Source organism: Cytobacillus spongiae (genome assembly GCF_021390075.1).
The window spans coordinates 217,429-242,325 of record NZ_CP089997.1; the positions used below are offsets into that span (position 1 = coordinate 217,429).

Genomic DNA, 24,897 nt, shown 5'->3' on the forward strand with positions numbered 1-24,897 from the left:
GCCATTCCTTATCTACTCTTCCTGAGTTCCACGATTGCTTAATACCTTTTCCATATGAATGGATCCCCATTCCCTCATCATTAGAATGAGTGGCTCTAATGATTGACCGAATTCGGTTAGGGAGTACTCTACCTTTGGTGGGACAACTGGATATACTTCACGATGAACAATTCCATCCGTTTCGAGCTCTCTAAGTTGCAGTGTCAGCATTCTTTGCGTAATCCCATTATTTAATTTTTTTAGTTCATTAAACCTCTTCTTTCCATCAAGTAAATGATAGATAATTACACTTTTCCATTTTCCTCCGATGACATCTACTGTTCCTTCAACTGGACAAGAGAATTGCTTTAAGAAGGGTTTAGTAGTCTGTGCAAGCTTACTTTCCGTGTTCATGAAGTAACAGACCTCCAGGATATAAAATATACTTAGTGCTATTTTAATACTAATGTTGAATTGTGCCTACTGGTTAAATAAGTAAAAATTTAACATAGAGTTACACTCTACTTTCACATATAATCGTTATATCTGTATTTAAGGAGGAAAATGGTGTTGGTAGAAAGTGAATTAAAGAACCGGCTAGTACATCGGAAAGAAGAAATCTATTTTGGACTTACTCTAGTAGTGAGTATCATCACCTATATAGCTCTTGCTTTTTCGATAATAGGGATTTTCATTATTCTTGGGCTTATTGCAGTTTCCTATTTCTTTCATGCATTATCAATGGCATCCATTCGCCGCAATGGGGTTAAGCTGAGTGAAAAGCAATTTCCTGAGTTTTATGAAAAGGCGGCAAATCTATCGAATGAAATGGGGCTAGAGAAGGTCCCCTCGATATACGTTATTGAATCTACAGGTGTCTTAAATGCATTTGCAAGTCGTTTTTTTGGAAAGAACATGGTCGTTCTCTATTCTGAAGTGTTTGATATGCTCGAGGAGCATCGGGAAAATGAGCTGCTATTTGTACTTGCTCATGAATTCGCTCATTTAAAGAGACGTCATGTCTTAGTCCATTTATTACTGCTTCCAGCGATGTTAATTCCATTTTTAGGTGAAGCCTATTTGCGGGCTTGTGAATATACGTGTGATCGATATGCAGCTTATTATGTTGGGAATTTAGCAACATCGAAAGAGGCCCTATCTATTTTAGCAATTGGGAAAAAGCTTTCGAACCGTATGAGTAAAGAAGCTTACATTGAGCAAATTTCAGAGGAATCGGGTTTCTTTGCTTGGTTAAGTGAACTGCTTTCCACTCACCCAGATTTACCGAAGCGAATGAATGCATTGGATCATTGGATGTACCCGGAACAGCATGCTCTAGTGAAGGAGAAGAAAACCGGAATTATTGTTTTCATTATTTTTATGATATTAGGGTTATCCCTGACTGGTTTTTTACTGTTTAAAGGAATGATGGCATTTACGAACTTCATAGAAGATGCTGCTTTCTATGAGGATGAAGAATACCTCTATGGGGAAGACGATTACGATTATGAAGAAGACTTATTGGAATACCCAGAGGTAATACAAGCTTATTTAGATGAGGATTACGAGCTATTTGAACAGCTGATAGATGAAGGGGCAGACTTAGAAGAAAAAGATTTTGAGGGTTCAACTGCTCTTCAATATGCGGTGATTTGGGGAGATGTTGAAACAGTAGAGCTCCTTCTCCAAAATGGAGCTGACGTTAATACACAGGACAGCTGGGGGAGTACTCCTTTAATGAATGCTGTTTATAATGGGTATGGTGTTGAAATGGTCAATATCTTACTAGAAAATGGAGCAGATAAAACCATTGCAGACTCTGAAGGCTATACAGCATATGACTATGCGATCGAGAATCGAGATGCAGAGCTTAGAGAGATATTAGAATAGGATAGATGGCATGAATGGGGGTGTAGCTCATTCATGCCTTTTTCTATGATTGAAGATTAGTACTCTTATTTATTCAAACATCAAGAACGGTAAATGAGTGAAGTCTAAAATACTTAAGAGGCCCTTTTGAAAAATGCTACTGTCCTCTTAATAACCTCCTTCCCCTCCGCTCCCCACCAAACAAAATGACCTCCAGCTCTTACTACCATATATTCTCCGTGGGGTAAATGATCTTTCAGTCTCTGGAAATGCTCCATTCCAACATCTTCATCAACGGAAGAGTGGATGGCTAATATAGGCATACGAAGCTGTTCCCATGTGATCTGTTGTTCAGATGCTGATTTCTGCACTTCATCCATCATTCCCGTGTAGAGCTGGCTCATAGGTGCAAGTGATGAAATAAATTGAATAAACCGTTTCTTTTCCTCACCATCCATTAGTGAATCGATCACCTGTTTCATTTCTTCTTTGCTTAGATTGGATTCAGCTTTCAAAAGGGCACGGACAGTAGCTTTAGGAAACAGCCTTGCTGAGCGGTCCATCATCCAAGAAATGAAATCCTTTCCTTTATCAGTCATAAATAACTTTCCTAATAGGGATTCAGTAGCATCCTGATTTGGATGATAAGTTCCTGTAACCGCGCTCCATAAGACCATCGATTTAACAGGATACAACTGGGCATAATAAAGAGCTGCCAACCCTCCCATAGAAACGCCAAATAGATGAACTTCTTGAATATCTAATTTACGAATGACTGCATGATAGATGTGGGCATGCCCTTTTATAGAATCAACTACATCCACTGGCAGCTTGTAATAGCCAGGCCTGTTAACGGCAATTATGCGGAAGCCGTGATTAACTAACCAATCAAACGCATAGACAGAATCAATCCCTGAACCTCCCCCTGTTGAAAAAAGAATAACAGGTCCGCTTTTTGGACCCAAATCGAGATATTCAACTTCTCCATATATTGTATCAACCGTTAAGAATTGATGAGAAACATTCCTTCTTTGGGTGAGGAACCGCTGATAATCAACTACAAATGAAATGAAGAGTAATCCTAACAAGGCTAAGGACCAATAGAATATTGCCAACCTGACCGCCTCCTCTATGTACTTACTTTAGTTTAAATGAATCATGAAGTTTATTCACGGGAAAATATTTTAGAACTTTCTAAAATAAAGCTTGTAAATTAAATATTACTAAAATATAATGAACCTATGAAAAGTCAAGAAGATAATGTTTATTTTGCGATTGCCCATCCATATCGTCGTGAAATCCTACAGTATTTAGCTCATGGGGACAGCAATGCGATGGAATTACCGATTGATGCATCACCCTCTGTCTTGTCTCAGCATTTAAATGTATTAAAAAAAGCCAAGCTAGTAAGGGAGTATCGCCAAGGGAGAAACCGAGTATATTCTCTAACACCCGAACCATTGGCTGAGCCTTTTGAATGGCTTTCAAAGTACGAGCAATTTTGGAATCAACAATTACATAGCTTAGAAAGTTATTTGGAGGAAAAGCATGGTAGCAAAAAAGACGAAACAGATTGAAGTATCAAAAGATTTTCCTTATCCGATTGAGTTAGTGTGGGAAGCCATAACGAATAAAGAGGCTTTATCACAGTGGTTCATGGAAACTGATTTTGAGCCAGTGGTTGGAAAGAAATTTCAATTCCGATCGAAGCCAATGAAGGGGTGGAGGGGCTATGTAGATGGTGAAGTGTTAGAAGTAAACCCAGTCACGCATTTGAAATTTAGCTGGCAGGGAATGCCTACACATAGCATCTCATTTGTCCGGTACGAACTTCTTTCTATAAGTGAGAACAGTACGAAGGTTACCGCTATTCATGAAGGCTTCGATCAAACACATGGTTGGTTATCAGGATATATTTTACGAGGAATATTAAAGAGTGGTTGGAAGAAAATGTTTAACAGCTTACTGCCACAAGTTCTTGAGAACGCAGCTTCAGGGAAAATAGGCAAAGCAATTAGTAAATAACCAATAGGAGATGAATGATAATGAAGCTATATCCGTACATTTTTAGTGAAAACGCAAGGGAGCAGGCTGAATTTTATGCCGAGGTATTGAATGGAGAAATTCTAAGCATTCAAACCTTTGAAAATGCTCCACAAGCAAGTGAGGACATAAAGGATAAAGTAATGCACCTTGTATTAAAGGTGGGGGAGCAAACATTCTTTATGGCAGATCAAGTCATGGAATCTCTTGAGCGCGGAAATGGAATGGACCTTGTATTAGAATTTAAATCTGAAGAAGAAGCACGAAGAGTGTTCGAAGGATTGTCAAAGGATGGAGAGGTTCAAATGCCTTTTGACAAAATGTTCTGGGGGAAGATGTTTGGAAGAACCAAAGACCGATTTGGAGTGGCATGGCAAATTACAACTGAGCATCAAGCATAATCTATATGGAACGAAAAGGGATAGCGGAATAGGCTATCCTTTTTTGGTTTGAAGTCCCATCATTTATTCCGTCCGAGAAGAGTATGTAGTGAACAAGGCTGCGAAAAATAAAAACATTGGCAAGTTACTTAGGTCTTATTTTAAAATAGTATAGAATGTATGGCGTACTTGTACTACTATTGACTATAGGGATTTTTCGAATGCCTTAAAATCATTCGGGATAAAGGGGAAGAGACTGATGATACAAGAGAAAGAAAATATCGTGGCTAGGCGTCAGCCTTTGCCTGAGATCATAGCACAAACAATCAAAACCGGAATAATAAAATCCAATCTTATCCCCATGTTAGCGGGATTGACACTGTCCTTATATACGTATGATATTAATCCAATAGATAAATGGCTGGAAATCATATTAGCCTTTATTGGTTCCATTCTCGTAATTGGAGCAGCAGGAGTCTTTAATAATTTATACGACCGTGATATAGATGCGATTATGATACGGACACAAAATAGACCAACGGTAACAGGGGAAATTAAGTCGAGAGATGCCTTGCTACTTGGGATCTTTATGGCTGTTTTCGGAACTATCGCACTATCTCTTACAACACCCTTAGCAGGACTACTTGGGTTTCTCGGATTGTTTTTCTATGTTGTTCCTTATACGATGTGGACAAAGAGAAGAACGATTTATAATACGGAAGTTGGGAGTATATCAGGTGCGATGCCACCTCTAATTGGATGGGCTGCCATATATCCAGACATCTCACACCCAGCTATTCTTGGACTATTCGTCATCACTGTCATCTGGCAAATGCCACACTTTTATGCAATCGCAATTCGAAAGCATGATGAGTATAAGGCGGCAAATGTGCCGATGCTACCAGTCGTAAAGGGGTTTAAAAGAACGTACCTACAAACGAATGTCTATCTAGTTATTCTCATTGCGACTAGCTTTCTATTTTGGTCATTAAGCAAAGGACTCACACTTGTTGCTCTGCTTTTAAGCATCATTTGGCTAGTATTAAGTGTGGTTGGCTTAAAGAGAATGGATTCTGAAAAATGGGCTAAATTAATGTTTGTTTATTCGCTCATTCATATGACCATTCTGTTCTCAACCGTTATCATTTATTCGGTCATGGGAATCCTATTTGGTTTATAAGAAATGGAAAAAGGAATGTTCCCTGGATAGGAACATTCCTTTTTGCTAAAGAATGATGTTAAATTTGGAAACGTTACTCTGTAAATCTTCAGCTAAATGACTAAGAGTATTTGCGGATGCTGAAATTTCCTCCATTGAAGCATTTTGTTCTTCAGCAGCAGCAGCTACTTGCTGTGTATTTGCTGCGGATTCCTTTGAAATCGAAGTAATATCAGAAATCATGTGAACCATCTCTTCACTGCTCGCATTCACTTCTTCAACTATTGCTGAAACTTCTTGAGCTTGAGTGGTGATTCCTTCAATCATTTCCGCAATTTCTTTAAAAGATTCTCCAGTTTTGTTGACTTTATCAATACCTGAATTCACGGTTGTAGTCCCCTCGTTCATGGACACAACAACTTGGGAGATTTCGCTTTGAATCTGTTGAATGATCTGGCGAATATTCTCTGTTGCTTTACTTGATTCTTCAGCAAGTTTTCTCACTTCATCAGCGACCACAGCAAAGCCCTTCCCTTGTTCTCCTGCACGGGCTGCTTCAATTGCTGCATTTAAGGCTAGCAAATTCGTTTGGTCCGAGACGTTTGAGATCACTTCAATAATATTACCAATCTCATTTGATCTTTTTCCTAATGCTTCAATGATAGAAGCTGTTTGCGAAACATTACTTTGAACAAGCCCCATCTGCGTAACGGTTTCTTCAATTATTCGTAACCCCGAGCTTGCTTTTTCATTTGTGTTCATACTTAAATCTGATACCAATTGAATGGAGTTAGCTACTTGCTCCATTCCACTAGCAATTTCTTTAACTGCTTGTTCCGTATTAATGGAGTTGTTCATTTGTACTTCAGATCCACTTGCCACGTCTTGTATGGAAATTGTAATTTGTTCAGTGGCCTTTGAAGTTTGCTCTGAGCTTGCAAGGAGCTCCTCGGAAGAAGAAGCCAATGTTTCAGATGTTTGTGTGACCCTTCGAATGAGAGTAGCTAAATTACTTGCCATAAGGTTGAAGGAGTCCGCTAAGTCCCCAATTTCGTCTTTATTTTTAACCTTAATTGGATCAATCGTTAAATTTCCAGCTGCTACTTCTCTTACACTAGCGGTTACAAGCTTTAGCGGCTTAGAAATATTTAGTGAGACAATATAAGCGGTACCCAATCCAAGTGCAACTCCACTAATAAAAATCACTAGGATTAAAGTGAAAGAACGAGCAAAGATTTGATCCCCTTCAGCACTTGCGTTTGCTGCTCCTTCACTATTTAGAGTAACTAAAAAGTCTAAATTCGTTTGCATATCAGAAAATAATTGTTCGGCTTGGTAGAAAGTTTGGGCTAATTGTCGTCCATTCTCAACACCCGCTCCTTCCACTACATCCATCTTTGAACCAATCTGAATAAATGTTTCATGTAATTCAGTATACTTCCCCCACTTCTCCTTCAGTTCATCGAAGGTTTTTTGGTCTTCTGCTAGGAAAATCGTTGCTTCGTACTTTTTAAAAGTGGTTTCAATCTGCTGAAATACTTCATCCATTTCTGCCTCAAGAGCCTTTAAATTTTGTTTGTTTGGTTCAAGTGCATACTTATATTCAAGTGCTAGAATATTTTCAGTCAAAAAATTAATTTGGTTAATGCTCTCCACACCGGGAAGCCAACTAGTTGTAATTTCAGTAGATTTTTCGTTAATTTGGTTCATGCTCGTGATGGATATAGCCCCTATCATTCCCATCACCACTAATAACGTGATAAACCCTATGTATAGCTTTTTCTTGACAGTCAAATTGATTGGCTTCAAAATCGTTCCCCCTTATCGTTATTCAAGTGCATTATACGTGGTAAGTTATCTTTTGTGTAATTTGAACTCTTTTATTGTGGACTAATATAGTTAAAAAGATATGAACAGAACGTTAATATTCTATTATTTTTAGTTATTTTGAACTAAAAATACTAGTCGAGAGCAGTCGCCCCCCATGATGAGCGAAAACAAAGCCTCACCGAGCGAAAGTGTATCGAAAGTGAGCGAAAGCTTGTCGAACGCGAGCGAAAAATGAGAAAAGCGATCGAAATCTAAGGATGTGTGAGCGAACGCTCAAAAAAGGAGCGATCGCTCACAAGTTGGACAGGGGCAAACCAAGGTAGACGACCACAGTCAGGTCAGAAAGCGATAAAACCTCCGGAGAAAAACCAAAAGTAAGGATTTTTCGGAAAAACCGTAACAAAAGAAGGCAGTCGCCCCCCATGATGAGCGAAAACAAAGCCTCACCGAGCGAAAGTGTATCGAAAGTGAGCGAAAGCTTGTCGAACGCGAGCGAAAAATGAGAAAAGCGATCGAAATCTAAGGATGTGTGAGCGAACGCTCAAAAAAGGAGCGATCGCTCACAAGTTGGACAGGGGCAAACCAAGGTAGACGACCACAGTCAGGTCAGAAAGCAGCAAAACCTCCGGAAATCCCACTAAAGCAAAAACACTCCAAAAAATCGTAACGAAAAGAGCCAGCCTAGCTAAAAGGACCTGACCGCCTCACCAATTATCAAACTTCTTTTCATATATCTTCATAATTCTTTTATTTTCTATTTATTTTTATCGAGTATGATGGGTTATAGGGAGTTCTGGATAAAATGGAAGAAGAATTGCTACAGGGAAAGTGGTAGGTGACAAGAATGAATAAAACGATATTAGTTGTAGATGATGATCGAGATATTGTCCGATTAATTATGGATAGCTTGAAATACGAGGATTTTCATGTAATTCCTGCTTATTCAGGAAAAGAAGCCTTCGAAAAGCTTCAACAAAATCCTGCGATTGATTTTATGATTTTAGATATTATGATGCCTGAGATGGATGGACTTGAGTTTTGCCGGACGGTTCGGCATACGTATCATCACCCAATTATGTTCTTGAGTGCAAAGGATCGGGATATCGATAAGGTGATTGGCTTAGAAATTGGGGCAGATGACTATATGACGAAGCCTTTTAGTATACAGGAGCTTATATCGCGTGTAAAAGCACATTTTAGAAGAACGGATCGGATACAGCAGAATTTAAATGTGGTTCAACCAAATCAAGATCAGGAAAGTGCAGATAGTGATTATCCACTTAATTTAAATGTAAAGACATACGAAGCCTTCTTATACGGAGACAAGCTAGAGCTCTCGACAAAAGAGTTTCAGATTCTTCACTATTTGTTTCAACACCCAAACCAAGTATTAACTCGTGAGCAGATCTATGAAAGTGTGTGGGGAGATGAGTTCGGGGATATCAACACGGTTACGGTCCACATAAAAAATATCAGAAAGAAGCTTGGGAAGGAATTTGAGGCAATTCGCACCATTTGGGGAGTAGGTTATAAATTTGTTTTTGAAGGTGCAAACGGATGAAACTAAAGCACTGGCTACCCATCATGTTTTTATCCTTGTTTGTCACGTTAATCTTAATCATGCATTTTTATATAAAACAAGAGGTTTCTAATTCAGTTTTTGGAATTGTATCAGGTGTAAAGCAGGAGCTAGAAGCTAAAAATGATGACCTTGTTAAGAAATTCCAGGAGCTCTCCTATGACCCAGTGGCGGTTAAAGAATATGTAGTCTCTATTCAAGAAGATGAGCAAATTGGGCTCACCTTATATGACCAGCAGCTAGATGAAATGATTGTCCAAAATAGTAATATTATTTCAAAAGAGTACATTATCACGGATTGGTACTCTATTGAAGGGAAGGAAGGAGGAACAAGATACTTCTTATTAGTAGAGCGCCCACTTCACTTGAAAAAATCATCATTTCAATCGGTCGTGACCCAAACTACCCTTTTTCTTCTACTCGTCTTAATAACAATTTTTGCGGCATTAGTCGTGTATTTTCATTATTTTATTACAAGTCCGATTGAAAAGCTGAACAAGCATCTTTCGAAAGTATCCTTAAGAGGTCCCCTTCCCTCCCTGTCTACAAAAAGGAAAGATGAAATTGGTGAGCTCTATCACCATGTAAAGCATATGGAAGACCGGATTCACAAGGCTCGAGAGGAGCAAGTGAATATGATCGCAGCCATAGCACATGACTTGAAAACGCCTCTTACGTCGATTAATGGTTTTCTAGAGCTGATGGATACACAGAAAGAAATGACAGATGAGCAAAAGAAGGAATATTTAAAGCTAATTAAGAAGAAGAGTCAGCATATTACAGAGCTTGTGAATGAATTCTCATCATTTTCAAAAGGAGAAATGGAAATTCATGAGTTGGAATTGGATACAGTTAATTTAAAGACACTCTTTGAGAATATAGCCTCTGAATATGAAGCAGAATTATCCGGTTTTGATTATGAACTTATTTGGAGCCACAGCTTCTATGAAAATCAAACCCTTTTGTTAAATGAAAAATCGATGCGCAGGGTTTTTGCCAATATTTTTAGCAATGCAGTGAAATATAGCCAAAAAGAAGATCTTAAAATTTATATGAAAGGGTTCAACGATGACGAACGTGCCATTATTACAATAGAGGATAATGGAGTGGGCGTTCCAACGGAGCAACTTCATCATATTTTTATGAGATTCTTCACGGTGGATCAGTCTAGGCAAACGGAGCAAGGCGGTACGGGTCTTGGCTTAGCAACCTGTAAGTCAATAGTAGAAAGACAAGGCGGAATCATTTCTGCTTATCGTTCGCCATACGGAGGCCTAGGAATACGAATCGAATTGGATCAGGAATAACCTCGGACTGCCTTTCACAAGGTAGTCTGTTTTTTTTCTCAACTTCCCACTTTCTTTATAATTTTTTATTTTTGGTTCATTTCCATTTTAGTTTTGGTTGTTACGATACAAATAGCCCAAATAAAGAAGAATTGAAAGGACGAGGAACAGGTGGAAGTTGCTGATTTGCCAATTCACAAAAAGCAATATAAAGAAGTAAGCTTTGCAAACGATGTGTTAACAGATCTAAAGGAGTGGCGTTCTTCATTTATTTTGTACAAATATGCGCTGGATGAAATTAATACAAAGCTCCGTATTTTAAATGAAGATTTTCAACATGCCCATGCTCACAATCCCATCGAACATATCAAATCGAGAGTGAAGGAACCGGAGAGCATAATCAAGAAGCTTCAGCGAAAAGGTCTTGAAATCACACCAGAGGCGGCAAGAGAGCATATTCACGACATTGCTGGTGTCCGAATTACGTGCTCGTTTTTATCAGACATTTACCACATACACCAAATGCTTCAAGAACAGGATGATATTCGAGTATTAAAGGTAAAGGACTATATCCAACACCCTAAGCCAAACGGTTACAAAAGTCTACATTTAATTGTAGAAATTCCCGTTTTCTTACCTAGTCGCACAGAGCGTGTAAAGGTAGAGGTTCAAATTCGTACAGTGGCTATGGACTTTTGGGCAAGTGTTGAGCACAAAATCTATTACAAATATGACCAGGCCGTGCCTTCACATCTAAAGCAGGAACTGAAGGAAACCGCAGAATTGGTCCATTATTTAGATCATAAAATGGTCAATTTAAAAAAAGATGTTGAACAGCTATCCCATTTAACGAAAGAAGGAGTGTCTTAATTGGAGAGGATTATCAATTTCTCAATCAAAAATAAGCTAGCCGTTTGGTTGCTGACGATTATTATTACCGTAGCTGGATTATATTCAGGTCTTAACATGAAAATGGAAACATTACCTGATATAAATACCCCACTAGTGACAGTGACGACGGTATATCCTGGTGCAACACCAGACGAAGTATTGGATAAAGTAACAGAGCCGATTGAACTAAAGGTCAGGAACTTAGATGGGGTCGATGTTGTTAGCTCAACTTCTTTAGCTAATGCCTCCTCCATTCAAATCGAATATAGCTATGACAAAGACATGGAGAAAGCCGAACAAGAAGTGAAAGAAGCACTTACGAAGCTAACTCTGCCAGAGGGTGTGGAAGAGCCAAGTGTATCCAGACTAAGCTTTGATGCATTCCCAGTTCTGTCGATGAGCTTATCAAATGATAGTTTATCACTTGAAGAATTAACCAAGCTGGTTGAAGAAGAGGTCACTCCTATATTTGAAGGGGTAGATGGAGTTGCCTCCGTTGAGGTTGCTGGGCAACAGGTCAAAGAAGTGCAATTAACGTATAAAGAGGATAAATTAAAGGAATTCGGGTTAACTGTCGATACGGTTGAAGGAATGATTAAAGGGTCAGCAATTCAATTCCCTTTAGGTTTATATACATTTGAAGATCGCCAAAAATCGGTAGTAGTAGATGGAAATATTACAAGCTTAGAAGATTTGAAAAACATAGAAATTCCAGCTATTCCAGCTCAACCTCAAGGACAGCAGCTGCAACAAGGAGCAGCAGAAGCACAACAATTACAACAAGGGCAGCAACAACCTTCAACGCAGCAACCAAATGTAGCGGCTCAAGGAATTCCAACAGTACTTTTATCTGAGATTGCTGATATTGAAGTAGTGGGGGAAGCGGAATCGATTTCTAGAACAAATGGAAAGGAATCAATTGGCTTCCAAGTGGTGAAAGCAGCCGATGCCAATACAGTTGATGTTGTTAATGGAATTAAAGAAAAAATAATCGATTTAGAAGAACAGCATGAAAACTTAGTAATCGAAACAGTCTTTGATCAAGGTGAACCTATTGAAGAGTCGGTTCACACGATGCTAAGTAAAGCACTAGTTGGAGCAGGCTTTGCTATACTAATTATTCTACTATTCTTACGGGATTTTAAATCGACGATCATTTCTGTTATATCAATCCCGTTATCTCTATTAATTGCTATTCTACTATTGAACCAAATGGATATTACGTTGAATATTATGACTCTTGGGGCGATGACAGTTGCCATTGGTCGTGTTGTCGATGACTCGATTGTTGTTATTGAGAATATATATCGACGAATGTCATTATCAAACGAGACCTTAAAAGGTAGAGATCTCATTCGTGAAGCTACAAAGGAAATGTTCGTTCCGATTTTGTCATCTACCATAGTAACGATTGCTGTATTTTTACCACTAGGTCTTGTAACAGGTCCTGTTGGAGAAATGTTCCTGCCTTTTGCTTTAACGATGGTATTTGCGTTACTTGCATCCCTTTTAGTGGCTGTCACGATTGTTCCGATGATGGCTCATATGTTCTTTAAGAAGGGAGTTAAGGCATCCCATTCTGAAGAAAAGCCAGGCAAGCTTGCAAATGGGTATAAAAATGTTTTGAGATGGTCATTAAACCACAAGTTAATTACATTTGGATCTGCTGTACTTCTGTTAATCGGCAGCTTGTTCTTAGTTCCTGTGATTGGAGTAAGCTTCCTGCCTGATGAAGAAGATAAAATGATTATTGCTACGTATAATCCTGCACCAGGTCAAACAGAGGATGAGGTTGAAAAAGTAGCATTAGTCGCAGAAGATTATTTCTTAGATAAAAAGGATGTTGAAGTGGTTCAGTACTCAGTAGGTGGAGGCAATCCAATGAGTCCTGCAGGCTCAACACAAGCCTTATTCTTTATCCAGTATCAAGATGATACAGAGGAATTTGGTAAGGAAAAAGAAAATGTATCGAAATATCTTCAAGAAAAATTAAGTGAAAATGGAGATTGGGGCTTCCAAAATATATCTTCAAGCGGAAGCAGTAATAGCATCTCTTTATTGGTCTATGGAAATGGAATTGATGAGGTTAAGCCAATTGTAGACGATATAATGGAAATTGTAGGCGAGAATGAAGATCTAACGAATGCGGACACGAGTATTTCAGAAGCATTTGAAGAATACACATTTGTTGCCGACCAGCAAAAGCTGAGCCAGTATGGGTTAACAGCAGGCCAAATCGGAATGGCATTAGCTCAAAATCACTCGAAGCCCGTGTTAACAACGGTTGAACAGGATGGAAAAGAATTAAATGTATATGTTCAAGTCGAACAAGGTCAGTATCAAAATGTGGATGAAATGAAAGAAGTGAAGCTTCAAAGTGCTTTAGGAATGGAAGTAGCTATCAAAGATGTAGCAAAGGTGGAAGAAGGAAAAGCCTCTGACAGCATAACTCGTCGTGATGGAAAGCTATATGCTCAAGTAACCGCAGATGTTAAGACGGATAATGTAGGGAAAGTGTCTGCTGATTTGAAGGAGAAGCTTGACAAAGACATTGAACTTCCTGCGACGGCCGAAATTTTATTTGGTGGAGTTACAGAGCAAATTAATGAAACCTTTACTCAATTAGGTTTAGCGATGCTTGCAGCGATTGCCATCGTGTACCTAATCCTAGTCATTACATTCGGTGGAGGATTGGCACCGTTTGCGATTCTCTTCTCGTTGCCGTTCACAGTTATCGGTGGATTGCTTGGACTTTTTGTTGCAGGAGAAACATTAAGCGTTTCCGCTATGATGGGTGCTTTAATGTTAATTGGAATCGTTGTAACAAATGCCATTGTGTTAATTGACCGCGTGCGTCAGAAAGAGGCAGAGGGATTACCGACTCGTGAGGCACTATTAGAAGCAGGAGCGACTCGACTTCGTCCAATCCTAATGACTGCTATTGCAACTATTGGTGCCCTTCTTCCGCTTGCATTTGGTCTCGAAGGAAGCGGCCTCATTTCAAAAGGACTAGGTGTAACGGTAATCGGGGGGTTAACAAGCTCGACGTTACTTACACTTGTCATTGTTCCAATTGTATATGAGCTTGTCATGAAAATCGGAAAGAAAAAACGCGCCAAAGCTTAAATGAGAAAAAGCACTTGCCATAAAGGTAAGTGCTTTTTGAATGGAAATAAGAGAAAACCTCTTCCAAGAGGGGGTGAGGAAGAGGTTTCAGATCTTTGGGTTGTTTGTTTATATGATAATGATAATCTTTATCATTTAAAAAGTCAATCCTTAAACAAAAAAATTATTAGTTTTGTCCCATTATTTTTTGTGGGGTTCGGTTAAAGCAGCTAAGATACGTATATAAAATGTTCTAGATCTTCTAGAATAATCAGTAATTGGAGAGTGTTCCATACAACTTTTTCGGAAATTTGCGTACACCGCAACTTCATATTGTGAAGATATGGTTTTTTTACTATCCTTGGATTATACGTATATAAATGAAAAAGGTGTAAGCGAACGTATTCGAACAGATAGACTAAGCCAATGTTGGATAGAAGAAGTACCCAAGCTTTTCGTTAATGTTTTTAAATAGGAAAAGAACAGCAATATTTGAATGCTAGGAGAAGAACTGGAATTGAGTTTCGGTTGAGGGAGGGTTTCTTTTACGGAAACTCCTTCTTAATCAATATTCTCGTTGGAATTGTCCATAAAGAAGGGCGTCATATATCGCTTGAATCTTTTTGGAAATAACAATCGTAGTAGAGGTAAGGGGGGATTTATATGTTTCTTTTAGGTTCAGTTGGATTTAACGGTGGAGATATTTTATTTCAGCTCATTATGTTCATTATGTTATTGACCATCCCGGGAGTAATTATTGCTATTTTCTTCATCATTAGCAAACGAAATAAACGAATCGACCGCATGGAGGAAAAGCTAGACCAGCTATTGGAAAAAGAAAGAGGTCAGTAGAAATCATCAAAGAGTTGAAGAAACGGCTTAATATTATATAATAATGAAGTGAAGATAGAAAACGGAAAGAGAGTGTTCATAATGGGCCGTAAATGGAACAACATTAAGGAAAAGAAAGCCGCAAAGGATAAAAATACTAGCCGTATCTACGCAAAATTCGGACGTGAAATATACGTAGTTGCCAAGCAAGGAGAGCCGGATCCCGACCTTAACCAAGCTTTACGCTTCGTTTTAGAACGTGCGAAAACATATAATGTGCCAAAAAATATTATTGATCGTGCGATTGAGAAAGCAAAAGGTGGCGGAGATGAGAACTTTGATAGTCTTCGTTATGAGGGATTTGGACCAAGTGGATCCATGATTATCGTTGATGCGTTAACGAATAATGTAAACCGTACTGCTTCAGAGGTTCGTGCAGCATTTGGGAAAAACGGTGGAAACATGGGTGTAAGTGGATCTGTGTCCTATATGTTTGATTCCACAGCTGTTATCGGACTAGAAGGAAAAACGGAAGATGAAGTTCTTGAGATTCTAATGGAAGCCGATCTAGATGCTCGTGATATTGTTGCAGAAGATGACTCTGTTATTGTATATGCAGAGCCAGATCAATTCCATGCTCTACAAGAAGCATTCAAAGGTGCTGGAATCACAGAATTTACAGTTGCCGAATTAACAATGCTACCACAAAGTGAGGTTTCATTGTCAGCTGATGTTCAGGAGCAATTCGAGAAGCTTATCGATGCATTAGAAGATCTTGAAGACGTTCAACAGGTTTATCATAATGTGGACTTAGGAGAATAATCAAAAAACAGAGGTGTGTATGAGTGCCTCTGTTTTTTTGGTTAAAATTATTTCATCTCAAAATCCGCTTCCCCAACACCCATTTCAGTTGTGACGTTGATTATTACGTCTGCTGTTTCGTAGGCTTCATTGATATAGACATTATTTCCTTTAGAGATGAACCCTTTAAAATTAGCGGATCCAATACCTTTACTAGCCTTAATTTTTACCCCGACGTCTTTAGGGAGAATAACCGTAGTGTGCCCAACGCCCATCTCTAAATTTACATCAAAGCTTTCTGCCCAGTCTCCGCTAAGGTCAACCGTAATATCTCCAACGCCTGCATGAATGTCGAGGTCACGAAGCTGAATGCCTGCTAGATCTAAATCGGTGTTAGATGCCCCGGTATGAACCGCTAAGTCTAGTGGAAGTTCGTCTGACAATTGCAAGTCCCACTTATTAATGATTTTACTCAGGTTTATCCCTTTTGTTGGTTGAGAAATCATTATTTTTCCTGTTTCTCCTGCTCGTTTATAATCAATTACAGGTTCAAGCTCCTGGTTATATTCAATTTTCCCCTCTACCCAGTTACTAGCACCACTAGATACATTTACATCCCCTGCACCCATGTGTAGTTCAATATCTAACGCCTCAGCCTCATCCTTTTTAATGTTTACTTTTTCTTCCTTCACATCTTTATCAAATAATACAAAGTTCATATTGCAGCCCGAACTAACGAGTAGCAATCCAGTTAACACCGCTCCAACTAACCCTTTTTTCTTCATTGGTTTATTCCTCCTTAATCTCTACTTGTAGTATAAGGATAATTTTTCCTGATACCTACCCTCTGGAGCATTATTTCTACTTCAGACCTTAGACGGATTCGATGTGGGTTTTCGTACTTCAAGCAATCACCATTTTTATTTCACATACGTTTCACAAATTTTTAGTAAGCTGGAAAAGAATATGAAAAGGGTGAGTGAGATGAAATGGAATCGGTGGAAACGATTGATAGTAGGAGGAGTTTTCAGCTGGATGCTTCTGTCTCTATATACACATACGGAAGCGGCAGAGCTTGCCGTCTCTCCCAACCAATCGTTACAGGATGTAATTAATCAAGCGAATGCGGGCGATAAGCTCGTACTTGAAAAAGGAATATATAAAGGCCCATTCCACTTAACAAAGTCGCTAACGATTACAGGTGAAAATGGGGCAGTCCTTGATGGGCAAGGTGAAGGAAGCGTCCTCACAATCCAGGCAAAGGATGTCACAATCGAAAATCTATCCATTCAAAATAGTGGAAAAGGGAAAGAAGATAGCGGGGTTTATGTATTAGAAGGTGGGAATCACATCATTACTCAAAATCAGATGGAAGATGTGATGAACGGAGTCTTTGTTGAAAAGTCACAAAGTGTTCGAATTCTTGAAAATGTCGTGACAAGCTTTGCCGGAGGAATCTATGATCGAGGAAATGGTATCCACCTTCTTCGTGGGGCAGGGCATACAATACAAGGAAATACGATTGATTTAGTTCAAGATGGAGTCTATTTAGATTTTGCAAAAGAAATTTACTTAGAGAGAAACGAAATAACCCAATCTCGATATGCTTTTCATTTTATGTTCAGTGATAACATTCTAACGAAGAGGAACCGATTAGCAGATAATATTACCGGAATGATGATTATGAATTCTGCTCAGCTGGAGCTGATGGAAAACGAAATCATCGATCACTTTGACTTTCGAGGTTTCGGCATCATCATGTATGAAAGTGAAGCAATTGTGTTAGCGGAAAACGAATTGAAAAGGAATAGTACAGGTCTTTCTTTAGAAAATACAAAAGATGTGTCCATTTCGCGAAATCAAATTTCTGGAAACCAAGTCGGCCTTGAATTTAAAAAGAAAAATGAAGGAAGTCAATTTACAGAAAATAATTTTATCGGAAATGTCGTGCAATCCAAAATAACGGATGATGAGATGCGCCTTGATAATGGGGAATTAGGAAACTATTGGGATGACTATGGTAGCTTTGATGTAACAGGAGATGGGATAGGAGAGGTAACCTATAAAGCCGGTTCTCTTTATGATCAGCTACTCGATCGCCAGCCCTATTGGCAGTTTTTCTTTGAAAGTCCAGCAGTTAAGCTATGGAGCAAAGCAGAGACCTTATTTCCTTCTATTGGAGTGGAGGTTTATGATGGGAAGCCACTCGTTCAGCCAGTGGATTTGCAGGAGAATAACGGAAAGCAAGGGGAGAAAAAGAATGAGTCCGTTTTGATTACCGCCATTCTATTTCTAGCATTATCACTATTTTTGATATGGAAAGGGAGGAAACTATCATGAAAAAAATGCTTTTGATGGGGATGGTGTTGCTTCTAATGTTACCTGCATGTGGAAAGGAGCAAACATATGAACCCGTAGAGGTAAACCAAGATATTGATGTATGTGAAATATGCAATATGAGCCTTGCCAACCAAAACTTTGTAACGGAAATCATTTCAAAGGATGGGGATGTATATAAGTTTGATGATATTGGCTGTATGGTAGAATTTATTGAAAAGGAAGAACGGATAACGGAAGAAGAAATCGCCAAACAATATGTTCGTGATATGGAAACAGGAAGCTGGATTGAGCTAGAACAAGCCTATCATGTGTATCATCCTGATTTTTGGACACCGATGGCAAATGGTGTTGTCACATTTGAAAGTGAAGAGCGTGCGAGACAATATTTGGAGACAGAAGGAAAAGGGGAGCTGTACAACTATGAAAAGCTGAAGCAGCACCAATGGAGCTGGGAGCAATGAACCAAATTCATTATGTAATGAAGCAGCAGTTTACATTAATTCTGCGAAGTAAATGGCTCGTAAGCTTTGGCGTGCTCTTTTCTTTTCTCGCCATCTTCATTGGTTATTTCGGTCAGTCTGGACAATCAGGGTTTGAAGGTTTTAACCGAATGACTGCAAGCTTATTGAATTTAAACCTTCTCTTGATTCCGCTTATCTCTTTGTTAGTTGGAAGTCTCTTCCTAGCAGGTGAAAAAGAAGACCGTGGCCTAATGCTAATGCTTACCTATCCGGTTGATGTTCGGTCCGTATTAATCGGGAAATATATGGGACTATTTTTAGCGATGTGGTCAGTTGTCACTTTTGGCTATGGAGCGTCGCTATTGATGATGTTTGTTTCAAGTGCGGATATTTCCTTGCCTATGATACTTAAATTCTATTTATTGTCGCTTCTTTTAGCAGCTATTTTTCTAGCGATGGCGGTGCTGGTAGGGTTGCTTTCTAAAACAAGGTTTCAAGCGCTAGGGACGAGCCTCTTCGTTTGGGCTTTCCTTGTGTTGTTTTATGAATTTCTAGTAATGGGAATGACTTTTTTAGTGGCAAAACAATGGATTCTTTTCGCTTTGTCTCTCTCCATTTTCTTAAACCCTGTCGAGCTCATTCGGGTTTGGTCGATTCTCTCATTAGATGGAGCTGCTGTGTTTGGCCCAAGCTTGTATGAACTCACAATTTGGGCAAATGGATGGCAAGGAAAAGTGTTGTTTACGGTAGCCACCCTTGTATGGATCCTTGTTCCCTTTGGATTAAGTAGCTTTGTGTTAAGGAGGCGAGTAGGCAATGAATAATGCAATACAACTAATGGACTTAACGAAAATTTACAATGAGCACAGCAAAATTGAACAGATTAGCTTTACAATCCGTAAAGGAGAAATTGTTGCTCTTTGCGGAGGGAATGGTGCAGGCAAAAGCACATTAATTAAACTTATTACTGGAATAATAAAGCCAACTAGCGGAGAGGTACTAGTAGATGGACAGCCTGTTCAAACAATAAGTAAACAGTATCGAGAGTGCTTCTCTTATATGCCAGACGATATGCTGTTTCCTCGCCAGCTAACAGGAATCGAGGTTCTTCGCTTTTTTGCAGGCTTAAGAGGAAGCCCAAAGGATAGGGTTGATGAGCTTCTTCACACAGTGGGCTTATTTGATGAAAGGAATAGGCAAATCAAGCATTATTCAAAAGGGATGCAGCAAAGGTTATCTTTTGCGCAGGCCTTACTTGCGGATACCCCCCTTTTAATACTAGACGAACCAACCAATGGCCTTGATCCTTACTGGGTCTACCGTTTTAAAGAAATTCTGCAGGAAGAGAAGCAGAAAGGGAAGGCTATTCTCTTTACAACACATATCCTTCCCCTAGTAGAAGAAATTGCAGATCAAGCAGCCTTTATAGAAAAAGGCAAGCTTCTCTACTTTGACCAAGTAACCAATTTAATTTTACGAGATGGCCAAGTTGTTTCACTTGAACAAGTATTTTTTGAAAAGCAGATGAACAACTAACAAAAGCCCAGGTTGCCTTGGTCAGGCTAGGGACCTCAATGGGCAAGGAGCTGGATGTCAAATGGATAATCAACAATTGATAGATTGTTTCTTTTCTTAAACAATTAAAAGATCGCAGCGTAAACGCTGCGATCTTTTAGTTGTGCCCGTTTGAAGATTCTTCATGTCCTTCTTCTTCGTGACCTTCTTCTTCATGGTCATGGCTCATTCCTGATCCTGAATTCATATTTTCCATTTTCTTTTTAAAGCGTTCATGTGATACGTGATCAATTTCTGCCCAAGAGGAAGCTACTGCATTTTTATCTTTATTTTCTTCGATAAATTTATCTGCACTTGCTTGGTCAGCAAAGAAAGAGTAACCATATTTCATTGGTGTCATAATATCTGATTTAACGACAATCGACTGATCTTTTTCAATCCATTCCTTTGAGTTCAGATCACGAACCCATACTTTTTCAAGCTCTGCTGAGTCTTCTAGTCGAGAATAGTTAAGAATACAGCCGGAATCATCAAAGAAGATATTCTCACCATCAGCAGTAAGTGCTTGAGCCGTATATGCACCCATCTCGTGGTCTTTACCGTAGACTTGCATATTACAGAACACACATACATCGTCAGCTGACGGTTCAATAGGGTCTGTTGAATGATCGTGCGAGTCTGTATTGCTTGCAGTTGTCTCTTCCGTTTTCGAATGATCTGCAGATGAATTGTTTTCTTGTGCTTTGTCTGTTCCACAGGCCGAAATCACGGCCATCATAAGTAATGTTAAAATAAGTAATGATAACTTTTTCACGTATTTTCCCTCCAAATGATTAGTTCTAGATTAGAATAGCAATCGATTGTGAGAAAAAAGTGAAATTTACTTGGGTTGTTTGTGAAATATTGCCTTACGGACGACTTTATTAATGGTTGCTTTCGCATTCATTGTTGCTTTTGATACATGTGCAGTATCCTCGGCTAAGCCTGTGGGATATTCACTTGTCCTACTGCTCCCGCAGGCGTCTCCTCGCATCCTACTTCTCCATACGGCATCCTTCGCATGAAGATTGGGTTTCTCTGGTATTAAACAATAATCTTATATAAATTAGCCTAATGAATTAAAGTCACCTTATATAAGTATGCCACCTCAACCTCATCCAAGCCTTCAGGAAGAGAACCATCTTCTGAACCGCCCGTACTCATCGTGTTGCCAGATGTTCCAGCCCACATAGCTATATATAATGGTTTATTTAATTCTAGCTGAACTTTGCCATCGACGAGCCGGCTTAAGGAACTCATGGATACCTCGTTTGGCTGATAGGTAGAAGAAACCCCACTTGTATGGCCAGCTACTAACTGGAGAAACTGCTGCTCATCTCCTGTTGTACGTACGGCAAATGAAATAAGCTCATTCTTTAAATTAGGATCGATTTGACCATATGTTTTCATTAACTCTGTCTCTAGACTTCCATTGCGGTAGACCTCGATGGATATTTCAAGATCTTCCCCTTCCTTTAACTTTCCGTTTAGTAAGAAGTATTCAATCATTCCTACATCTGTTTTTGAAACTAAATTTTTTTCTACATCTGATAATTCCTTAGGCTCAACGGTGAGGCTAGCGTCCGAGCTCTCTTTTTCTTCCGTTGCTGATTGTGAGCAAGAGATTAAGAGAAAAATGAGAGACATGGATAGGAAATGTATTAATTTTTTCATAGAATGCTCCCTTCAATTGTCAATTATTCTCATTATCTCATAATGGAAAGAGGATAAGAAGTGAGTTTCAAACATTAATTGTTTGAAAATTTTTATAAATGGTATTATGTTAAAAGGAAAGGAGGAATACTTATATGTTACTGGATCATATGCCGAAATTTCAGCTTTTCGATATGCAGGGTAAGGAAGTTGCGTTAAGAGAATATCTAGGTAAACCCACTTTGATCTTTATGTGGGCTTCCTGGTGACGCTGTAGACAGCAGCTGCCCGGGTGGCAGAGCTTTTTAGAGAGTCAAAGCAATGAAAGGTTTCAAATTCTTTCGGTGTCAGTGGATATTCAGGGGGCAGAGGTGGTTAAGCCTTACACGGAAGGACTCACGTTCCCTACATTAGTTGACAGTGACAATCAGTTAGCAAACTACTTTGGATTTAAGATTGTTCCAAATGGCATATTTATTGATGCTGAAGGAAGAATTTGCATGGTGAAAGAGGGCTTTCATGTAACGAACGAAGAGCATTTACAGGCATTGCAGCAGCTGATTAACGGAGAAGTTGAGCAAGTGAAGCTGCAAGATTCGTACTATGAGCATAGCCGATCCGAAACCTTGGAAAAACAATTAGCTAAGACAAAGTATAAGTTGGCGATGGAATACCATAAAGCTGGTAAAGAGGGAGATGCATTAAAGGAATTAGATGCAGCGCTTCTATTGGACACGGAAAATTTCTTAATTCGGAAGCAACGATGGTATATTCGATATCCTGAGAAGTTCTCCCCTACCATTGATATAGAATGGCAACAACAGCAGTTGCAGCAGGAACGAGCAGAAGAACAAAAGGCAAATGCAGCAGATTGCGGGCCAGACGGATGTAAGCTTCCAGGTACGTAAATGGAGAGAAGAAAGCAGCTTGAAGAAAGAATCCTCAAGCTGCTTTTCCCTATCCTATAGAACCTGTATAAACGAAGATGGCATCTCTTAAAAATTGAGCGGTTCCTGGAAGTTTTTTGTCATAGTATGCGGTAAAACGTTCATCATCCACATACATTTGAGCCACACCTGAGTGTGCTTCTTTTGTGTATTGGTTCCAATAGATGCAAAGCCATTGACGGTGAAGATCGGCCGCTTTTTGGGCTAATTCACTAGCAGGGTCTCTCGTTTTCATGGCTTCGCTCAATACATCGAGAATCTCTTCCCCTAATTGCTCTGCTTTTGCTAATTGTTGCTCTGACATCCCCTTCATTTTAGCGTTAGATTGGTCAATAGCTTCGTCGCCATACTTATCACGGATTTCGTTCCCGTATGCTTTCTCATTTTCATCTATTATATTCTGCTTGAAGGCTTCAAACTTTTCTTGATCTGATATGATTATTCTCCCCTCTGTTGCAGCGATGGTTTTCTCCACGCTTGCGATTAGTCGATTCATTTGGTCACGCTTTGCCAGGAGCTTTTCTCGGTGCTTTTCAAGTGCTTCTGTAGGGTGAAAGGTAGGAGAGTGGATGATCTTTGAAATTTGCTCGAGATCCATTTCCAACTCTCGATAGTATAGAATTTGCTGAAGAAGATCTACCTCTTTCACTCCATATATTCGGTACCCAGACGAATTAATTCTTGCCGGCTTAAGAATTCCAATTTCATCATAATACCTCAATGTTCGAGAGCTTACCCCAGCTAGCTTTGCGAGCTTCTGAACGGTATATTCCATCTGTTCACCTCCTGACAACTTCACTATACACCTTGACGTTACGTAAAGGTAAAGGGGTTTTATGAAAAAAATCTTCCTATTTTGATAAAGGAATTACAGATGCGTTAAAGATGCTTCTTTTTAAAAAGAATAAAAATTGTTCACGGTTAAGTATTCTATACCGTACAGTACGTTTTTCAGCAAATCAGTTAATAATGGAAAAGGGAAGGGTGAAAAGAGCATCCATATCAATGCTTCATACATTAAATAAGCTGGAGGTAATGGAGGGAAATGGATATGATCGACTTATTATCAATTATTGTTACGCTTTTGTTTTAGTCCATCTCGGTTTTTCAAGTGTTGCTTTCACTTGGCTATCCATTAGGTGAATTTGCCATGGGTGGATACTATAAGGTATTGCCAAAAAAATTACGCATCATAAGTGCTATCCATGCTTTGCTGCTTTTATTTATGGGCTTTGTGTTTCTACAGCATGCCACTATCTTAAATGGTTTCGGTTTTTTGTCTACAACGATATTAATATGGGTTATTACTGTTTTTTTAGGTATTAACACTATCGCCAATCTAATTTCTCGGAGTAAAAAAGAAAGGATGATTATGACACCCCTATCAGGCTTAGCTTTCATCTTATGTTTAGTTATTTCTTTATATTATAATACGATCAGCTAATACCTCATAATGGATGACAATCACAGCGATCCATAAGCTAAAAAAGGATGAATACAATAAAAAAAACCAAAAACCTAAGTGGTTTTCGGCTTTAATATAATCGTTTGGTATAGCTTTCATGCAGCGATTGCTTGATAGATTCTTCATCGACACCAGGTAATTTAATGTGATCGGCAAGAATTTTAGGCGAGTAAGGTAATGACTCCTTTACTGGCCAAGTGTCGCCCTTCCATAGCTGAGATCGTTTTAATGCCTTTGCACAGTGAAGAAAGCACTCCTCAACCTTTACGATAATGCCAAGCAGAGGAATACGGTCTTGAACAGCCATCGGTGTTAAGAGGTTCTCATCCGTTGAAATACAGGCTTCGCCATTTATTCGTAACGTCTCTTCTAGGGATGGAATCATAAATAGTAATCCAACCTTTGGATTTTGCACAATGTTTCGAAGAGAGTCTGCTCGTTTGTTGCCAGGGCGCTCTGGAATGATGAGATGCTTTTCATCAAGTACGTGAACAAAGCCAGGTGAATCCCCTCTAGGAGAGCAATCACAGTTCCCCTGGCGGTCAGCAGTCGAAATTGTTAGGAAAGGTGATAAGGAAATAAATTCCTTCACGTGAGTATCAATTATGGAAATGGTTTTATTGGAAACATTTTCACTCGGTTGACCTAACAGCTCTCGTAGTTGTTCTTCAGAGGTTACAATCTGAGTTACATCCGTATGAAGCATAACATCCTCTCCTTGTTA

General features: G+C 39.1%; 25 protein-coding genes. 17 read left to right on the forward strand and 8 right to left on the reverse strand.

Annotation, left to right across the window (positions count from 1 at the left end; genetic code table 11):
• Positions 1–12: 12 nt before the first annotated feature.
• On the reverse strand, positions 13–393 hold the full coding sequence (locus LS684_RS01200; RefSeq protein ID WP_233809174.1) for a winged helix-turn-helix transcriptional regulator: 381 nt from the start codon (positions 391–393) through the stop codon (positions 13–15).
• 156 nt (positions 394–549) lie between these two features.
• Between LS684_RS01200 and LS684_RS01205 the strand changes: the two genes are divergently transcribed.
• Entirely contained in the window at positions 550–1,869 is a 1,320-nt protein-coding gene (locus LS684_RS01205; RefSeq protein ID WP_233809176.1) for a M48 family metallopeptidase, read from the forward strand.
• A 113-nt stretch (positions 1,870–1,982) separates the two neighbouring features.
• On the opposite strand, the gene LS684_RS01210 is transcribed toward LS684_RS01205, so the two are convergent.
• Complete coding sequence (locus tag LS684_RS01210; RefSeq protein ID WP_233809178.1) at positions 1,983–2,963, reverse strand: alpha/beta fold hydrolase; 981 nt, start codon at positions 2,961–2,963, stop codon at positions 1,983–1,985.
• A 126-nt stretch (positions 2,964–3,089) separates the two neighbouring features.
• Here LS684_RS01210 and LS684_RS01215 point away from each other — a divergent pair, with 126 nt between their 5' ends.
• From LS684_RS01215 to cyoE, 4 genes are all read left to right on the forward strand, one after another.
• Positions 3,090–3,425 carry an ArsR/SmtB family transcription factor gene (locus LS684_RS01215; protein ID WP_233809180.1) on the forward strand — a complete coding sequence of 112 codons (336 nt, stop codon included), beginning with the start codon at positions 3,090–3,092 and terminating at the stop codon, positions 3,423–3,425.
• Positions 3,397–3,873, forward strand: coding sequence for an SRPBCC family protein (locus LS684_RS01220; RefSeq protein ID WP_233809182.1), 477 nt, complete (start codon positions 3,397–3,399; stop codon positions 3,871–3,873). The genes LS684_RS01215 and LS684_RS01220 overlap by 29 nt, the downstream gene beginning before the upstream one ends.
• A gap of 20 nt (positions 3,874–3,893) precedes the next feature.
• A complete protein-coding gene (locus tag LS684_RS01225) occupies positions 3,894–4,292 on the forward strand; it encodes a VOC family protein (protein ID WP_233809184.1) in 399 nt (132 codons plus the stop codon).
• A gap of 238 nt (positions 4,293–4,530) precedes the next feature.
• Positions 4,531–5,451 (forward strand): heme o synthase, encoded by a 921-nt coding sequence (gene cyoE, locus LS684_RS01230; protein ID WP_233809186.1) that lies wholly within the window; start codon positions 4,531–4,533, stop codon positions 5,449–5,451.
• 45 nt (positions 5,452–5,496) lie between these two features.
• Here cyoE and LS684_RS01235 read toward each other — a convergent pair whose 3' ends face one another.
• Positions 5,497–7,239, reverse strand: coding sequence for a methyl-accepting chemotaxis protein (locus LS684_RS01235; protein WP_233809188.1), 1,743 nt, complete (start codon positions 7,237–7,239; stop codon positions 5,497–5,499).
• A gap of 865 nt (positions 7,240–8,104) precedes the next feature.
• Here LS684_RS01235 and LS684_RS01240 point away from each other — a divergent pair.
• The 6 genes from LS684_RS01240 to LS684_RS01265 all read left to right on the forward strand — a co-directional run bounded on the left by LS684_RS01240 (position 8,105) and on the right by LS684_RS01265 (position 15,774).
• Positions 8,105–8,821, forward strand: coding sequence for a response regulator transcription factor (locus LS684_RS01240; protein ID WP_233809191.1), 717 nt, complete (start codon positions 8,105–8,107; stop codon positions 8,819–8,821).
• Positions 8,818–10,146: a HAMP domain-containing sensor histidine kinase gene (locus tag LS684_RS01245; protein WP_233809193.1), complete on the forward strand. Its 1,329-nt coding sequence runs from the start codon at positions 8,818–8,820 to the stop codon at positions 10,144–10,146. The genes LS684_RS01240 and LS684_RS01245 overlap by 4 nt, the downstream gene beginning before the upstream one ends.
• Positions 10,147–10,296: 150 nt before the next feature.
• A complete protein-coding gene (locus LS684_RS01250; protein ID WP_432418789.1) occupies positions 10,297–10,995 on the forward strand; it encodes a GTP pyrophosphokinase in 699 nt (232 codons plus the stop codon).
• Positions 10,996–14,142, forward strand: a complete 3,147-nt coding sequence (locus tag LS684_RS01255; protein WP_233809195.1) for an efflux RND transporter permease subunit — start codon at positions 10,996–10,998, stop codon at positions 14,140–14,142.
• Between the two features lie 642 nt (positions 14,143–14,784).
• Positions 14,785–14,973: a PIN domain-containing protein gene (locus LS684_RS01260; protein ID WP_233809197.1), complete on the forward strand. Its 189-nt coding sequence runs from the start codon at positions 14,785–14,787 to the stop codon at positions 14,971–14,973.
• A gap of 81 nt (positions 14,974–15,054) precedes the next feature.
• Positions 15,055–15,774 carry a YebC/PmpR family DNA-binding transcriptional regulator gene (locus LS684_RS01265; RefSeq protein ID WP_233809199.1) on the forward strand — a complete coding sequence of 240 codons (720 nt, stop codon included), beginning with the start codon at positions 15,055–15,057 and terminating at the stop codon, positions 15,772–15,774.
• A gap of 47 nt (positions 15,775–15,821) precedes the next feature.
• Here LS684_RS01265 and LS684_RS01270 read toward each other — a convergent pair whose 3' ends face one another.
• A complete protein-coding gene (locus LS684_RS01270) occupies positions 15,822–16,538 on the reverse strand; it encodes a toast rack family protein (protein ID WP_233809201.1) in 717 nt (238 codons plus the stop codon).
• A gap of 199 nt (positions 16,539–16,737) precedes the next feature.
• Between LS684_RS01270 and nosD the strand changes: the two genes are divergently transcribed.
• From nosD to LS684_RS01290, 4 genes are read left to right on the forward strand one after another with little or no spacing between them, the layout of a single operon-like run.
• On the forward strand, positions 16,738–18,093 hold the full coding sequence (gene nosD, locus LS684_RS01275; RefSeq protein WP_233809203.1) for a nitrous oxide reductase family maturation protein NosD: 1,356 nt from the start codon (positions 16,738–16,740) through the stop codon (positions 18,091–18,093).
• Complete coding sequence (locus tag LS684_RS01280) at positions 18,090–18,554, forward strand: nitrous oxide reductase accessory protein NosL (protein ID WP_233809205.1); 465 nt, start codon at positions 18,090–18,092, stop codon at positions 18,552–18,554. Before nosD ends, LS684_RS01280 begins: the two co-directional genes overlap by 4 nt.
• Complete coding sequence (locus LS684_RS01285; protein WP_233809207.1) at positions 18,551–19,378, forward strand: ABC transporter permease; 828 nt, start codon at positions 18,551–18,553, stop codon at positions 19,376–19,378. The genes LS684_RS01280 and LS684_RS01285 overlap by 4 nt, the downstream gene beginning before the upstream one ends.
• Positions 19,371–20,090, forward strand: coding sequence for an ABC transporter ATP-binding protein (locus LS684_RS01290; RefSeq protein WP_233809209.1), 720 nt, complete (start codon positions 19,371–19,373; stop codon positions 20,088–20,090). Before LS684_RS01285 ends, LS684_RS01290 begins: the two co-directional genes overlap by 8 nt.
• Positions 20,091–20,226: 136 nt before the next feature.
• Here LS684_RS01290 and LS684_RS01295 read toward each other — a convergent pair whose 3' ends face one another.
• The gene (locus LS684_RS01295) at positions 20,227–20,883 is read right to left on the reverse strand and encodes a nitrous oxide reductase accessory protein NosL (protein ID WP_233809211.1); all 657 of its coding nucleotides are present in this window, start codon (positions 20,881–20,883) and stop codon (positions 20,227–20,229) included.
• A gap of 296 nt (positions 20,884–21,179) precedes the next feature.
• The gene (locus LS684_RS01300; RefSeq protein WP_233809213.1) at positions 21,180–21,782 is read right to left on the reverse strand and encodes a hypothetical protein; all 603 of its coding nucleotides are present in this window, start codon (positions 21,780–21,782) and stop codon (positions 21,180–21,182) included.
• 350 nt (positions 21,783–22,132) lie between these two features.
• Between LS684_RS01300 and LS684_RS01305 the strand changes: the two genes are divergently transcribed.
• Entirely contained in the window at positions 22,133–22,669 is a 537-nt protein-coding gene (locus LS684_RS01305) for a thioredoxin family protein (protein WP_233809215.1), read from the forward strand.
• Positions 22,670–22,718: 49 nt separating this feature from the next.
• Here the strand turns inward: LS684_RS01305 and LS684_RS01310 are convergent, their stop codons facing one another.
• Positions 22,719–23,483 (reverse strand): MerR family transcriptional regulator, encoded by a 765-nt coding sequence (locus LS684_RS01310; protein WP_233809217.1) that lies wholly within the window; start codon positions 23,481–23,483, stop codon positions 22,719–22,721.
• Positions 23,484–23,858: 375 nt separating this feature from the next.
• Between LS684_RS01310 and LS684_RS01315 the strand changes: the two genes are divergently transcribed.
• Complete coding sequence (locus LS684_RS01315; protein WP_233809219.1) at positions 23,859–24,152, forward strand: hypothetical protein; 294 nt, start codon at positions 23,859–23,861, stop codon at positions 24,150–24,152.
• Positions 24,153–24,243: 91 nt separating this feature from the next.
• Here LS684_RS01315 and LS684_RS01320 read toward each other — a convergent pair whose 3' ends face one another.
• Positions 24,244–24,879: a pyridoxamine 5'-phosphate oxidase family protein gene (locus LS684_RS01320; RefSeq protein ID WP_233809221.1), complete on the reverse strand. Its 636-nt coding sequence runs from the start codon at positions 24,877–24,879 to the stop codon at positions 24,244–24,246.
• Positions 24,880–24,897: the final 18 nt, after the last annotated feature.